The 15,738-nt window shown below is 31.9% G+C and carries 10 protein-coding genes; 2 read left to right on the forward strand and 8 right to left on the reverse strand.

All coding sequences use genetic code 11. From position 1 onward, the window contains the following. Position 1: 1 nt before the first annotated feature. From NH26_RS13530 to NH26_RS13555, 6 genes are all read right to left on the reverse strand, one after another. A complete protein-coding gene (locus tag NH26_RS13530) occupies positions 2–2,383 on the reverse strand; it encodes a TonB-dependent receptor (protein ID WP_044226116.1) in 2,382 nt (793 codons plus the stop codon). A gap of 126 nt (positions 2,384–2,509) precedes the next feature. Further along, on the reverse strand, positions 2,510–3,160 hold the full coding sequence (locus NH26_RS13535) for a T9SS type A sorting domain-containing protein (RefSeq protein WP_052432137.1): 651 nt from the start codon (positions 3,158–3,160) through the stop codon (positions 2,510–2,512). A 44-nt stretch (positions 3,161–3,204) separates the two neighbouring features. Then, positions 3,205–4,698: an SUMF1/EgtB/PvdO family nonheme iron enzyme gene (locus NH26_RS13540; protein WP_044226113.1), complete on the reverse strand. Its 1,494-nt coding sequence runs from the start codon at positions 4,696–4,698 to the stop codon at positions 3,205–3,207. A 295-nt stretch (positions 4,699–4,993) separates the two neighbouring features. After that, the gene (locus tag NH26_RS13545) at positions 4,994–5,638 is read right to left on the reverse strand and encodes a T9SS type A sorting domain-containing protein (RefSeq protein ID WP_052432136.1); all 645 of its coding nucleotides are present in this window, start codon (positions 5,636–5,638) and stop codon (positions 4,994–4,996) included. A 29-nt stretch (positions 5,639–5,667) separates the two neighbouring features. Then, entirely contained in the window at positions 5,668–7,215 is a 1,548-nt protein-coding gene (locus NH26_RS13550) for an SUMF1/EgtB/PvdO family nonheme iron enzyme (protein WP_044226111.1), read from the reverse strand. A 383-nt stretch (positions 7,216–7,598) separates the two neighbouring features. Beyond that, complete coding sequence (locus tag NH26_RS13555) at positions 7,599–8,981, reverse strand: pyridoxal-phosphate dependent enzyme (RefSeq protein ID WP_044226104.1); 1,383 nt, start codon at positions 8,979–8,981, stop codon at positions 7,599–7,601. 515 nt (positions 8,982–9,496) lie between these two features. Here NH26_RS13555 and recA point away from each other — a divergent pair. Then, entirely contained in the window at positions 9,497–10,543 is a 1,047-nt protein-coding gene (gene recA / locus NH26_RS13560) for a recombinase RecA (RefSeq protein WP_044226102.1), read from the forward strand. A gap of 148 nt (positions 10,544–10,691) precedes the next feature. On the opposite strand, the gene NH26_RS13565 is transcribed toward recA, so the two are convergent. Both NH26_RS13565 and NH26_RS13570 read right to left on the reverse strand, forming a co-directional pair. Continuing rightward, complete coding sequence (locus tag NH26_RS13565) at positions 10,692–11,390, reverse strand: chalcone isomerase family protein (protein ID WP_084812180.1); 699 nt, start codon at positions 11,388–11,390, stop codon at positions 10,692–10,694. A gap of 156 nt (positions 11,391–11,546) precedes the next feature. Then, positions 11,547–12,965, reverse strand: coding sequence for a BCCT family transporter (locus NH26_RS13570; RefSeq protein WP_044226095.1), 1,419 nt, complete (start codon positions 12,963–12,965; stop codon positions 11,547–11,549). Between the two features lie 239 nt (positions 12,966–13,204). Here NH26_RS13570 and NH26_RS13575 point away from each other — a divergent pair, with 239 nt between their 5' ends. After that, on the forward strand, positions 13,205–15,652 hold the full coding sequence (locus NH26_RS13575; RefSeq protein ID WP_044226092.1) for a DUF7619 domain-containing protein: 2,448 nt from the start codon (positions 13,205–13,207) through the stop codon (positions 15,650–15,652). Positions 15,653–15,738 lie beyond the last annotated feature (86 nt).

Here is a 15,738-nt window from a genome sequence, read left to right on the forward strand (position 1 = left end):
TTTAGAAAGTTATTTTATAATAAAAGTTAGGTAGAATAAAAAAGACTCTATCTTCTTCTACTTTTTGTTCTCTGAGATTGTATTTATAACCTGCGGTTTGTTCGGTGAGTAGAGCATTCTGCATATCTAACCCCCATGTTCTTGTACTTTTCTTTTTGAGGATTTTATAAGTGATACCAAAATTCATCCATATTTCATCTTGACCTTTAATAGAGTACAATTCATTTTCTTTATAGACTACTTTTTGTTGCTGATGAGACGCTTGTTCATCATATGGTGTTAACGGTACTCCACCTAAATAAGTAGCATTAAAATTAAAACCCAGTAGGTTTTTCCCTTTCACAATAAATTCTTTACCAGCAGTAATTGTTGCCATATAATTTCTATTGAAAAGCGTGTTTCTAGTATTTCCTAAATCGTCGGTATATTTAGAATCGTATAATGATCCGGAAAGCATATAATAGAAACCATTTACCATAGATCTTTCTAAAGTGATATCAATACCCTTATTTACCCCTGTACCTGTATTTATAATGGGGGAAGAACTACCCCAAAGTGTGGTGTAATTAGCAAAAGAATAAGAAGTACCTTGCATTACAGGAACATCAAATAAATCTTGATAATAGACTTCTGTGGTTAATCGAATATTCTTAGATAAGTTAACCTTTATACTCCCTACATAATGATCAGACTTTGATAATTTCATATCATTTACTTCTTGTGTTAAAGGATTAATAAAAGAATAGACTTTCAATTCCTCTCTTTTACTATGTCTACCATACGCCACACCAAGAATAATATTTTCTGTAGGATTATACTTCAATCCCATTCTAGGTTCCAAAGATATTTCATCTGTTAGTTCAAATTTATTGATAGCCAATCCTGCTGTCATACTTAATTGTTGGAATATTTGATATTTAAAATCAGTAAAAGCAGAAAGGTTGTACGCAGTGTTATTTGTGCTAAATTTCTCGTTCAAGTTTCCGTATAAAGAATCTACTTTGAAAGCATAAGCATCTGTAGAGAGTAGATCAATTCTTACTCCAGATTTGTGAATTAATTTTGATGTAATATTTGAAGTTAATGTACTTGATAGTGAAATCTTATAATCGATATTTTTAAGTTTTTCATGAGGATGTAATGTACCTTCATTAGATGTCTCAGAAACTTCTTCGAAGAAACGTGTGGTATTAGCATATTTATTTGCAGTTACCCCTAATGAAGTTTTCAATACACTAGCAGACCCAATTGGTTTTGTATGATTAACCCCAAATGCTCCCATACCAAAATCAATCTCTTTATCTAAATAATCTTTTTCATATTCTCTGTATTTGATTTTTACTTGAGAATCTTCTAGGTCCTTGTCTTTATCCTTCACTTCATAAACATATTTTCTATAGGGTGTGTCAATATCACTTAAACCACCCATACCCCAAATATTAATAGTACCGTGTTTTTTAGATGGAAAAGAAAGGTTGAAAGATAGGTCTTGAAAATTAGGAGATGTACCACCCGATAATTTACCTATATAACCAATAAAACCATGTCTATAGTTTATGATATAAGAAGATCCTTTTTCTTTATTAATGGGTCCCTCTGAAGATAAGTCTATCCCTAAAATACCTAATTGAACAGAGTGAGTGTGTTCTTCTGTATTTCCTTTTCTAAAATTAATATCAAAAACTCCTGAAGTACTATTCGAATATTCTGACGGAAAAGCTCCTGTGAAAAAATCAGTACTCCTTAATAAATTGGTATTAAAAATTGAAATTAACCCTGCTCCTGCTAAGTTTCCTCCTCCGAAATGTGCTGCACCGTATACATCTAAATCGTTGACTCTCCATAAAACAGAAGATGGAGAGTTACCTCTAATTACCACGCCGTTATCTTGAGGTGATGAAAATGTAACACCAGCAAAATTATAGGCTACACGAGATGGATCACTTAATCCACCAGCAAAACGACTTGATTGTTCTACAGAAAAAGATCGACTACTAACATTAGCCATTACATTATTAGCATCTTTATCATTAGACGAAGTGATTGTAACACCTTCTAAAGTAGTAATATCTTCTTCTAATTCTATATCTAAAAGTTGAGAACCAATTACCCCCGTAGCTAGAATTTCAGTTTTTCTTAATTTTTGATAACCAATAGAATGTACGATTAGTGTATATCTGCCCGATTTTAAATCTTTGATTTCAAAAATACCATCATTATTTGTTGTTACTCCGACAACGGGGTTTGAATTTTCAATAATAACTGTCGTTCCTATAATAGGCTGACCAGTTATTTTATCTGTAACCTTACCTTTGATTATTTGAGCATTTATGGCATGACTTACTACAAAAAATGTAAGAATGAATAGAAGTTTGATTTTCATGATTTAGAGTTCATTTTGTTGATGTTCATACTAATGACCCTTTATCGCACATTCACCCCTATTTCATAAATAAAAAAAATCTACCTCTAATAACAGAGATAGATTTGATTAGTCAGAAGTTTGTTTCTAGTAAACAACAAGTTTTTTTGTTAAGCCATTTACTTTCAAATAGTACATTCCTTTTTCTAGTAAACTTAAATCTAATGTAACATGATCGTTAGATATTGATGCAGACTTACTAGTATTGATTTTTTGCCCTGAATGATTGAATAATACAAAGTTATCAAACGAGTCTACCGATTTCATTTCTATGTTTATTATTCCTCTGGCAGGGTTAGGATAAACATGTATCAAACTTTGAATATCTGTGGTAATTTTCTTAGATCCGAAATATTCATACTGACCGTCATAATCCACCTGCTTAAGGCGGTAGTAAGCAACAGCAGTATTTAAATTATCATCATTATAAGAGTAATCTAACTTGGTAGAAGAATTTCCATGACCATCAATTGTTCCAATTACCTCCCAAGATAAATTATCAACAGATTTTTCTACTTCAAAATAATCGTTATTTATTTCAGTTGATGTAGACCATTCGATAAGAACTGTAGATTCGTTTAGAGATACATGAAAGAAATTTAATTCAACAGGAAGATCATCTTCATCTGTCATTTCAATAAAACCAAAGTCACTGCTTTCTCCACCAGAAAATATATCTTGACAGAAAACTTCGAATGAATTAAATATGATTAATAAGAATAAATAAAATTTTTTCATGGGGTTGATATTTTTGATTGAGTTGATAAACAGTGTAGGATTAATTATTGAACAGGTGCTGTTCTACAGCCTCTACCACCTAATTGTCTATACTCTTGATAATAATTTCTTGATGCTAACTTTCTATTTGATATTTGCAATAAATTTTTATTTCGGTTGTAAGATCCTCCTCTGACACCACTTCCAAGGGCAGTATCATTACAAGGCCAGTTTTCTACATCTGCAAGACCTTCTTTTGTACACAAATGGCCGTCTCCATGAATGCCACTAAATACTCTACCTTTAGAATGACCGATTGTTACTACTTTTTCAGAAACATTTCCACTCATTTCCATAATCCCGTAAAAAGTTGCACCCACTTGTATTCTTGTTAAAGAAGATCCTGTATAGTAACTAGAAAATTTACCAGTTCTGTAAGGTGTGTAATTACCCCCGTTTCTCTTTTTGAAATTAGCGTTACCAGTTGTCATAGAGTAATTTCCAGATATACTTTCAGATTTCGTATTTTTATTTTCAGTAGTGTAATCGTCTTCGTTTAATGAAGTGTTTCCCCATACATATTCATTAGCAACAGGTGTAGCTGTACCTCTACATGCTTTTTCATATTCTAATTCTGTAATTGGTCTTAATGCTGACCAATCTAAAAAAGCTGCTAATCCTTGCCAAGACAAGAATTGAATAGGAACATATGGTTTATCAGAATACACTACACTATCTGTTCTCACAATAAGATTTCTACCTTTTTCTTTTTTTCGTATCAGGTTAGAAGCATCATCAAAGTTTATGGTACTTAAGAATGCTGCAAATTGTGCTTGTGTGATTTCATATTTCATACAATAAAATGCTTTGTATCCTTTAGGGAAATCAGCAGAAAGAGTACCTTCTTGATCACCTTGATAATTGACGTTGGTAGTATCATAATACAACTGATTCATTTGATTACCGATAGTTATTTCATTTTCACTACTCACTAAATAAGTATCAGTAGTATTTGATCCATTGTATTTGTAAAAATGTCCAGGTTCAGTACCTCCAGATCCTAAATGATATGATCCCTCTGGAACGTACACCATTTCGAAAGCAAATCCTCTTAATGAACAAAATTGATCATCAGCAAGATTATTTTCTCCATAATTCCATAAAAAAGAAATATCATAACTGACAGATTTCTGATTAATATTATTTTTACTGTAAACAAACGCACCATGAGCGTTGCCTGACAAATCATCATTACTTACGTCGATTTTAGCATTATCTGATAAGTGCCCATGATCATTTGCATCGTAGTTTAATTTCACGTGCGACCATTCTCCATCTTTAGTTTTGTATTTGAAGAATACCCAAGCAGCATCCCAATTACCGGGTCCACTATTTATTTTCCATGAATTATCCCACGTTATATTTATATTAATTTCAATAGTTTTATTATCAATGTCTTTATCGCCAAACTCTAAAGAATTGATTGAAATGTTATTGGCCTTTGTAGAAAAGGATACAATAAAAAATAGGATGATAATTTTATAGTAGCTTTTTGACATATAGATAAAAGTTAATTTTCAGGTTCTATCTCTAAAACATCATAAATCTGAAAAAGTATCACTTATGTACTGTTTATTCAGGAAAATAAATTTTTTGATCAAAATCACTTTGATAATGCCATTTTCACCTTAGAATAATAATATTTATAATCTTATTCTAAGAATCATTTAAAATTGATTTTCACCTTTTTACCTAAAACTTTCTTTTTTTTTATTTTTCTTTCATCATTAAAAAAAGGAGACTTTAATAAAGTATCCTTTTATGGAGTTTGATCTATTCTTAACTGAAAATCTTTTAACGGGTAATCATAGGAAATGAACTGTTTCTGTATTTTATATAATAGATACCTTTTTTATGTTTGTTGAGCGTAATATTAATAAGGTTGTCAGTAACTACATCTATATTATATATTACGTTTTTGCCTAGGCTGTCAAATATTTTTAGGTATTGCAAATCATCTTTATTCATCTTAATGTAAAAGAATCCGCTATTTGGGTTGGGGTATATTGTTATTGTATTTATATCGTTATTACTAACTTTTTTAGGTCCAAAATACTCAGATTGACCATCATAATCGGTTTGTTTAATTCTATAATAAGCGGTTCCTAGGAATGGAGAAGTATCAGTAAATTGGTATTCAATCTCAATATTTGAATTCCCAAAGCCATTTACTTGACCTATTGATGACCAATTTAAACCATCCAAAGACCTTTCAACAATAAAATAATCGTTGTTAATTTCAGTATATGTACTCCACTTTATTTCAACGATCCCAGCCTTTTTAGTAGCTGTGAAATAACCAAATGTTACAGGTAGATCCGTATCGTTAATAATTTCAGCATATGTAAACTGTCCACTTTCACCTCCTGTATAAATATTTTGACTAAATGAGACAGTTGAAAGTACAAATGAGAATAAAATTGTATAAATAGATTTCATATAAAGAGTGAATTTATAGTAATGATAATTTAGTTAGATGGAGCTGTTCTACATCCTCTTCCTCCAATATGAGCTTTCTCCCCTTTGATTGTAAATGCAGCAGAAACTCTATTGGAAATTCTCATACGGCCTTTATTTTTATTATAGGCACTTCCCTTAATGCCTACTCCAATTGCATCCGTATTATCAGGCCAAAAAGAAACATTGGCTCTACCATTAGCATCAAGTTCACCATCTCCGTGTAACCCGGTGTAGGCTCGCCCTTGTGGTCGTCCAACTGTAATTACCCTTTCTTCAACGTTGCCTCCCATTTCCATAATACCATAAAAAGTAGCACCTGCTTCTACCCTTGTTATTGAAGAACTTCCTGAAACAGGATAGGCTGATAAGATTCCGTACCGGTAAGGTGTTCTTTGATTAGTGATTGTAGTTATTTTGTAGATGGCATTGCCATTTGAGTTAGAAAAATTACTGGCAACTTGTTCGTTGTTGGTACCTTCATTAGTAAATGAATATTTAAGGGTGGTATCTTGTATTATGTTATTATTTCCCCAAACATACTCGTTCGCCACAGGTGCAGCTGTTCCTCTACAAGCTTTCTCAAATTCTAACTCAGTAAAAGGTCTCAGTGCTGCCCAATCTAGAAATGAGGCTAATCCTTTCCATGATAAATATTGAACAGGTATATAAGGTTCTGCGGCTGTAAAAACACTATCATCTACCGTGGTAATGTTATTTCTAACTTTTACTTTCCTAATTAATAAACTATCCGCTAAGCTTCCATCAATGGAACTGAGAAGTCCTGCAAATTGCCCTTGAGTGATTTCATATTTCATACAATAGAAAGCATTGTAACCTTTCGGAAATTCAGCAGGAACAGGCCCTAATTGATCGCCTTGCTTATATAAACTGGTAGAGTCAATGATGTCATACCATAAATCACCAACAGTATTTCCAATTGATATTTCATCTTCATTAGAAACAGTGTAAGAATCAGTGGTGTTGGTTCCGTTAAACTTATAAAAATGCCCATTTTCACCACCTGTTGATCCCAATTCGAAAGGTGCTTCAGGAACATATACCATTTCAATGGCGAAAAAACGAATATTTAATGTATCATCATTAGTCATACCACTAGCACCGTAATTCCACTTTAAACCTAAGTCATAGAGTACAGATTGTTGTGTTATGTCTGTTTTACTGTGTATAAAAAGACCATGTGCGTTTCCTAAACCATCATCGTTGCTCAAGTCAATTGTTGCTTTATCATTTAACTCTGTATGTCCATGATTCATATCGATGTCGTAGTTAAACTTCACATGTTTCCATTGACCATTATTGTCTCTGAATTTTGCAAATACCCAAACTGCATCCCAATTGGCAGGACCAGAAGTAACCTTCCATGAGTTATCCCATTCTAAAGTGAGGTTGACAATAAGAGATTTTTCAGTCAGATTTTTTTCACCATAGCTGAGGTTTGAAATTCTAACATTATTTCCAACGAGTTGATTGGTTAATAAAAATAGAGTGATGAATAATGTGCTGATCTTAAGATAGTAATGAGAGTGATTGAACATAAATTAGGTTAATTAAATTTGATAGTCATTTAGTCCTATAACACATGGATTTATTAGATAGTTCTTACCTATGTACCTTTTTGTTATAAAGTAAAGAATTTGATAGTGTTTAGATCACAAAGTGATGACTTAGTGTACTATCAATTTATTAGAAAAGTACAATAAAGAAGGCTTTTTATGGGATATTTAGTTGATTTTTAGTTCAAAAAAGATAATTCTTTAATGTTGTTAATGAATGTAATTCATCATTTTTATATAAGTAGACTTCAAATTAGAATGGAATAGAACATAACCCCACTTGCACTTTGATGAGAATATGATGTAACAAAAAAGAGGTGGTTTTAATGTATAAAACCACCTCTTTTTAAGTATTTGAATTCGTCCTATCCTTTTCCTTTATCATTTGCAGTCTGCTGACGCAAGTGATTCAATACATCAATCTTAGTAATTAAACCTACGAATTGTGTATCCTTCATAAGGATAGCTACCATACCGTCTCTGAAAATCTCCATCAATCTGTCAATACTATCAGAAGCTTGTATTACAACCAAGTTACTAGTCATACATTCTGCAGCAAAACGATTAAATGCTGACTCGTCATCATAAACAGTAAATAGAATATCAGATTCATCGATGATACCTAATATTTCATCACCATCCATAATAGGAAGTTGAGATATATCGTACATCTTCATCTTTTTATATGTATCTAACAGCGTATCTTCGATATTAGCTGTTACGACTTCTCCTTTATCATAATGATTAGAGATTAAGTCACGTAAATCTCCATATAACTCTTTCTCAAGAAATCCTTTCTCTTTCATCCAGTGGTCGTTAAATAGTTTAGAAAAGTACTTGTTTCCACTGTCGCACACAAATGTAACGACACGTTTCGGTTCAGTTTGTTCTTTACAATATTTTAAAGCTGCTGCAATTAAAGTACCTGAAGAAGATCCTGCTAATAGGCCTTCTTTAATCAGTAATTCACGAGCAGTAGAAAAACTTTCTTTATCAGTAATAGTGTAAGCTGTTTTGGTTAACGAGAAATCAGCAATTTCTGGGATGAAATCTTCTCCAATTCCTTCTACATACCAAGAACCAGCTTCACCGTATTCTCCTTTATCAATGTAATCTTTAAGAATAGAACCTTCAGGATCGGCTAAAACCAAATCTGTAGTTGGGCTTACTTTCTTAAAATAAGCAGCCATTCCAGAAATGGTACCTGAAGAACCTACCCCTGCTACTACAGCATCCACATTTTGATTCATTTGTTCATAAATCTCAGGTCCTGTAGTTAACTCATGTGCTAAAGAGTTATGTGGGTTAGAAAATTGGTCTATATAATAATATCCTTTTTCATCTGATAAAGCTTTTGCCATATCTTGATAATATTCCGGATGTCCTTTCCCTACATCAGATCTAGTTAATAATACTTCTACACCCATAGCTTTAAGATGAGCCACTTTTTCCCTACTCATTTTATCGGGCATCACAAGAATTAATTTATATCCCTTTAATATGGAAATTAAAGCTAACCCTAATCCAGTATTTCCGGCAGTTGCTTCAATCAGTGTATCACCAGATTTAATTTTACCTTCTTTTTCCGCATTTTCAATCATACATAATGCGATACGGTCTTTAATAGAACCGCCTGGGTTTTGATTTTCTAACTTTAAATACAATTCACAATGGCCAGTATCTAAGTTCTCAACTTTAACCAATGGAGTATTTCCAATAAGTGATATAAGATCTTGTGGTTTATTCATGTATATAGTATTGTCTGAGTTATAAGTGTTTGTTCCGAATTAACGGTTATACAAATGTAATTAAATAAACTGATGCACGATAAAAATGTATAAGAAATGCACTAAATCTGATCCGTTCTTTTTCTAAGCTTACGAATTTAAGAATAGGAATGATGTGTTTTTTATCAAAGTATAGCTTTAGTTGTTTCTTTATTTATCAAATTAGGTTCAAAATATGTTTATAAGTCGTTATTTTAATCAATTGGTAATATTATTGTCAATTTTTTGTTATTTATTTAAACTGAATTAGTTTTTGTGAAAAACTTATTTTACATTTGATTAAACATTAATCCATAAATGTTTAAAAATTGATTATTCAATCATTTTGATTAAAAAATAATCAATAAAAAAATAAAAATAATTCTTGAACGTATCTATATTACGTTCTACTCCCCTAAGTTTGTATTATCAACAATTCGAAAGGAGTTTAGTTGATAAACAAAGAAAGAACATACACACAAAAATATTTAATTATCATGGCTGCGGATAAAGGGCAAAACACAGAAAAGTTAAAAGCATTAGAAACTACTATTGCTAAGTTGGAAAAACAGTTCGGTAAAGGAGCTGTAATGAAAATGACAGATGATAGCGTAGAGAAAATACCTGCGATCTCAACTGGCTCATTAGGTCTTGACTTAGCTTTGGGTGTTGGAGGTATTCCAAGAGGTCGTATTATTGAAATTTACGGTCCGGAATCTTCTGGTAAAACTACCTTAACGCTTCACATGATTGCTGAAGCACAAAAAACAGGTGGTATGGCTGCATTTATTGATGCAGAACACGCTTTTGATAAAGTATATGCCGAAAAATTGGGTATCGACATGGAAAGATTGTTGGTAGCTCAGCCAGACCATGGTGAACAAGCTTTAGAAATTGCAGAGCAATTAGTACGTTCTGGTGCAATTGACATATTAGTTGTGGATTCAGTAGCTGCATTAGTACCAAAAGCAGAATTAGAAGGTGATATGGGTGATAGCAAAATGGGTCTTCATGCTCGTTTAATGTCACAAGCACTTCGTAAGATTACTGGTGCTATTTCTAAGACAAACTGTTCAGCGATCTTCATTAACCAATTACGTGAAAAGATTGGTGTAATGTTCGGTAACCCTGAAACAACAACAGGTGGTAATGCCTTGAAATATTATGCTTCAGTACGTTTAGATATCCGTCGTATCGGTGCAATCAAAGAATCTGCTGATAACGTTACAGGTAACCGTACTAGAGTGAAAGTACAGAAAAACAAAGTAGCACCTCCTTTCAAACAAACAGAATTTGATATCCTTTATGGTGAAGGTATTTCTCGTGCTGGTGAAGTATTGGATATGGCTGTAGATTTTGAGATCGTTAATAAGGCGGGTTCTTGGTTCTCATACAGTGGTTCTAAATTAGGACAAGGTAGAGAAACAGTAAAAGAATTAATCAAATCTAATCCTGAGTTGATGGAAGAATTAGAAGCGAAAATCAAAGATAAAGTATTTGGTATCGCTCCTGAAGAAGAAGTAGCTGTAGAAGAAGCAGAGTAGTCTTCAAAGCTCAGATAATAAAGAAATATTTATTGGTTAAGTGGGGATACTTACCAATTAAGATAAAATAGTAGTTAAGTAAATACCCTAACCTTTAATAAGGTTAGGGTATTTTTTTTCTTCATTATCACAGTAAAGTTAATCGACTTTATTGCGATAAGAGTTTATTTTTTAAACTAGAATTAGAGGCATGATTACCAATAAAAATATTAAGTACAGCCTTTTGAAATTCTTTATTTTTGATTTCAATAGCAGGTATTCCTTTTTTATAAATCTTAGTAGTTTGGTTCCCTTCAAAAACAAAACGATATTGATCTCCAACGGCATTTTTATCATCAAAAAGATGAATAAAATCGTCAATATATGAATGGTAATTATCTGTAGCACCATGATTAGAATCGTTGAACAATTTCTCAAAGAAGGCGTTCGTCTCAACAAAATTAGTAGGTAATACTACATCAGAGTCTTGGATATTTTTAAATATTGCTGCAAATTCTCCGCTTTTTAATAAATCCTTATTTTTAGTGTGAAGTGCCTTAATTTCTTCTATTGTTTCATGAGATTGAAACTGAGTGGATGTAATTACCAAATCAATTATTCTAGTGTTATCAGAATAAATAATTTTCAAGGCATCATCATTCTTATTTTCTAAATAAAGCCCACAAGAAAATAGTTTATGTATTCCATCGATGTAGGTACCGCTACCATTTAAATTGTAAACGGTATTACTGTAATTAATATTAGGAGAATACTCTACATTAAATAATAAGTTGACATCATGATTTTCCTGAGCTTGAAGATAAAAACAAGGGAAGCTCATGAAAAAGAGTACTAAAAAGTATTTCATTTAAGTTTGCGTTTAGTTTGGAATTGGATAATTCATTTCTGTTTAGAGCGCAAAGAATTTAAAATCGCTTACTTTTTTTAATGACGACAATCATCGTTTTAATGAAAATCACTTCAAATATGTTAATAAACTTAATTGATGAATTATAGTAGTTTGTTATAAGTCTTTTAGCATAGATCGAATCAAAAGAATTCCTTGACCAATTAAAATGATACAAAAAGGGAACGCTCCAAATATAGCAATCACTTTATTTAAATCAACATTATTTTGATAGAGTAAACCCATACTAATTGAAAATAATAATAAGGCCCATGTGATTTTATTTATAGTTGATGTATTATTGGTAAGCATTCCTGTAACATAAATGGCAGAGTCTGCACTGGTGATAACAAAAGTGATCAATAATAATATACAAATACACCCTAGTAGAATTGAATGTTCGAAAAGTTCTAAATAAGTAAATAACCCTAATGTGTAGTTTTGATTTACTGCAGCTTGAATATTTTCTAATTGATTTGATTGAAGAGCATTACCACCAAAAATAGCAAACCATAGAATGGTAATTAAAGTAGGATAAATTAAAATACTCAGAATAAACTCTCTTACAGATCGTCCCTTGGATATTCTAGCAATAAATAACCCTGTAAATGGAGCCCAAGCAATCCACCATAAAAAATAAATAATACTCCAAGATTGTGACCATTTTCTATTTTCTTCTTCAATGATAAATGATAAAGAAGGTAATGATTTAAGATAATCTATAATGGAAGAAAAGAAGATTTTAATGGATTGTATTTGATGATTGATTAAAAATAGACTTCCTAAAAGAAGTAGTGCAAGTAGCACATTAAAATCACTTAAAAGCTTTACTCCTCTTTTCAATCCAGTTATTGATGAAAGTGTAAAAATGATGGTAAGTAAACAAAGAAGTCCTATCCTAAAAAATAAACCATTGGTTAAATTAAAAGGGAAATAATGTTCTATTCCACTTTGAATTAATGCAATACTATTGGCTAAAGTACCTGCGACACCAAAAATAATACTGATCACTCCTAGAAAATTGAGTAGCCTTAAATATCTATGATGCTTTTCAGGAAAAATACAAAGGATATCCATTTTACGTCCTTTACGGTAAGAAAACCAAGCAAAGACTAACCCTGAAAAAGCATATATTCCCCATGCGTGCAATCCCCAATGAAAATTGGTAATAGATAATGCCATTAAAGAATTGTTTGTATTATTTATCGGGGCGTTTAGGTGGTAAACAGGTTCTGCTACTCCCCAAAAGATTAAACCACTTCCCATACCGGCAGCAAATAACATGGCTACCCAAGAAAATGTTGAAAACTCAGGAGACTGATTTCCTAACTTGATTTTACCTAAAGGTGATAAAGCTAATCCAATACAAAATAGTAATATGATGGAGACAAACCATAGGATTGGTCGATCTAACTTATGTAAAAGAAAGTTGATAATCATTTCTAAAAACGAAATGCTATCCTTCGGAAAAATTAAAAAAATGAAGGCTATAACACTGCAAAAAATGATACTACCTTGGTTAAAATTGACTTTCATACTTTAAAATTAATGAATTTAGGCACTACATCATATGCTATTTAGATTTACCAAATTGATGAAAATAAAGAATATGGAATTATGTTTGTTTGATGTTTTAAATAATGATCATTTGAAATAACAACTTAAAACTCATTAACAACGTATTAAATCGAGGGTATTTAATCAATATATTTTTTAAGCAATGAAATTATAACATTGCAATTAGCGTTTTCTCATCTACTTATTTTTTACTACAAATGAAATTTAAATCAATTCAATTGTTTATTGGGATCGTTCTGATCTTAATATTCCAAACTTCTCATGCACAAGATGTCTATTTTGACGATAACAAACTGTTTTCAAAAATTAAAGGCAACGGAGTGGACACTAGTGGAGACGGTATCATTCAAGTAAGTGAAGCCGAAGCTGTAACCTCTTTAACAATTGAGAAAGCAGAAGGAATTTCTAGTTTAACAGGCCTAGAAGCTTTTATCAACTTAGAAACATTAGTCTTCGAAACGTATTGGGGTCGATATTTTGGTCCTGTCTTAGATGTAAGTGTTCTTCCAAAATTGAAAATTCTTGATACATATGGTATTAAAAAGGTTCATTTTGGAAAACTGGATTCACTAAGAACTGCCGAATTCAATTATTCAAAATTAGATTCTGCAGATTTTACTCAAGCAAAAAACTTAGAAACCATTTTCATTTCTTCCAATCAAATAGAATATCTAAAAGTGGCAGGATTATCTAAACTTAAATCGCTTAGAATTGGAGGTAACTCAAACTCTCCATCCAATACTTTTAATGAATTGGATTTCACAGGGTTAGTGAGTCTAGAAAACTTGTACATCAACACGATTAAAATTGATTCTTTGGATTTGTCTCCGGCCATTCAATTAAGAGAAATTGATTTCCCTAGCTCATCAAATTTGAGAACTTTGGATCTAAGTACTAATAAAGAGTTACGAAGTCTAATTATTACAGAGAGCCAGCATTTGGAATCGGTGAATGTAACAGGTCTTGATTCTTTAGGTTTGATGAACTTTAATAATGATATATTACTCACAACAGTTATCGGAGGTGAAACACTAAAAAATCTCGAAGGAGTGGGTATTACACACACACCAATTGATTATACCACATTGGGGATAGATTTCTCTAAATTGGATTATATGTCATTGAATGAATGTATTCCAATGTTGGACGAAAATAAAGTGTATGACTACATTATTGTTCAAGATGAAAATTCATGTTTTAACGTAATCCCCGAAGCAGACTGGGGTATCGTATTATGGGACAATTCTACAGTCCCTTTCACTCCAAATGTTTGTAACCGATTAAATAATGTTCTAGGATGTAAAAACTATCCTGTTATAGAAGGAAACATATTTTCGGATGTCAATAAAAACGGTACAAAAGAAGAGGGTGAGTTTGGGTATAAAGGTGTAGAGTTAGTTTTTGAACCCGGCGATTATTCTACATTTACAGATGAGGACGGGAATTATTATAAATCATTACCCGATACAGGCACATACACAGTATCTGTTATTCAACCAGACTTATTTGATGCCACCCCTCAAACTTTTACAATACACTTGGGAAACACATTTGACATCATAAAACAGGATGTTGCCTTACAGCCCAATGAAATCATGAAAGATGTGAGTGTAAGTATATCATCATTTAGCAGATCACGTCCTGGTTTTGATATGGAATACATTATTGATTACAGTAATGTGGGTACAGAGGTAGTCGAGTCTTCCATTATCACTTTCCAAATTCCCAATTCATTTGAGATTGATCCTACTATTGAAAATGTATTTGTTAATGGGGATTTCTTAAATATTAATGTAGATCGATTACAATCCGGAGAAAATGGACGATTTAAAATTTATGGAAAAACTGCCCTGAATACTTTAGGAACAGAAGAATCGGTGATCGTCTTTATGAATACGTTTAATACTGAAAGTGACTATTCAAATAATACGGATACGATTTCTTATACCGTTACCGGAAGTTTTGATCCAAACGATAAACTGGGAGAAGATTCAGTTTTCATTTCGGAAATACAACAAGGAAAGATCTTAGATTATAGAATCCGTTTTCAAAATACAGGAACAGACACGGCGTTTACAGTTGTAGTAAAAGATACTTTATCAGAATTATTAGACCTATCCACTTTAGAAATGATGTCATCGTCTCACGATATGATTTCTGAGTTAGAAGATAATGCATTAATACTAACCTTTAATAATATTCTTCTAGTTGATAGTGTAACAAATGAACCTGATAGTCATGGTTTCATTTACTACAAAGTACGTCCATTTAATGATCTAGAAGTGGGAGATTCTATATTAAATACAGCAAGTATTTATTTTGATTATAATGATCCTATTGTGACTAATACTACAGTTACTCACGTTATTGATAATCCCATCATTGAAGAAGATGATGATATCATATCTTCCACAGATACTAGATATTCTTACAAGATTTATCCTAATCCAGCACATCAATTTATAACCTTGGATATAGGTACCACTAATGTTGAGTTATATGATCAGAATGGAGTGAGAAAACCTATAAAATGGCTTTTATTAAAAAATCAGATGTCAGTGAAACATTTAAGTCCTGGCATGTACCACTTAAGGTGGGTGACAAGTGATGGAAATAAATATTCTGAATCGATAATTATCAACTGATAAAAGCAAAAAAAGTAGTTCTATAATTTTAGAGCTACTTTTTTCTTTTTCTCCTTAAGATGAAATCCTTATTTTTATCCTCTCAC

Origin of the sequence: Flammeovirga pacifica (assembly GCF_000807855.2) — a bacterium.
Classification (GTDB): Bacteria; Bacteroidota; Bacteroidia; order Cytophagales; family Flammeovirgaceae; genus Flammeovirga; species Flammeovirga pacifica.

Coding starts and splice junctions, on each gene's coding strand:
- NH26_RS13530 (WP_044226116.1), bottom strand. CDS start 2,383: ATGAAAATCAAACTTCTATTCATTCTTACATTTTTTGTAGTAAGTCAT.
- NH26_RS13535 (WP_052432137.1), bottom strand. CDS start 3,160: ATGAAAAAATTTTATTTATTCTTATTAATCATATTTAATTCATTCGAA.
- NH26_RS13540 (WP_044226113.1), bottom strand. CDS start 4,698: ATGTCAAAAAGCTACTATAAAATTATCATCCTATTTTTTATTGTATCC.
- NH26_RS13545 (WP_052432136.1), bottom strand. CDS start 5,638: ATGAAATCTATTTATACAATTTTATTCTCATTTGTACTTTCAACTGTC.
- NH26_RS13550 (WP_044226111.1), bottom strand. CDS start 7,215: ATGTTCAATCACTCTCATTACTATCTTAAGATCAGCACATTATTCATC.
- NH26_RS13555 (WP_044226104.1), bottom strand. CDS start 8,981: ATGAATAAACCACAAGATCTTATATCACTTATTGGAAATACTCCATTG.
- recA (WP_044226102.1), top strand. CDS start 9,497: ATGGCTGCGGATAAAGGGCAAAACACAGAAAAGTTAAAAGCATTAGAA.
- NH26_RS13565 (WP_084812180.1), bottom strand. CDS start 11,390: ATGAAATACTTTTTAGTACTCTTTTTCATGAGCTTCCCTTGTTTTTAT.
- NH26_RS13570 (WP_044226095.1), bottom strand. CDS start 12,965: ATGAAAGTCAATTTTAACCAAGGTAGTATCATTTTTTGCAGTGTTATA.
- NH26_RS13575 (WP_044226092.1), top strand. CDS start 13,205: ATGAAATTTAAATCAATTCAATTGTTTATTGGGATCGTTCTGATCTTA.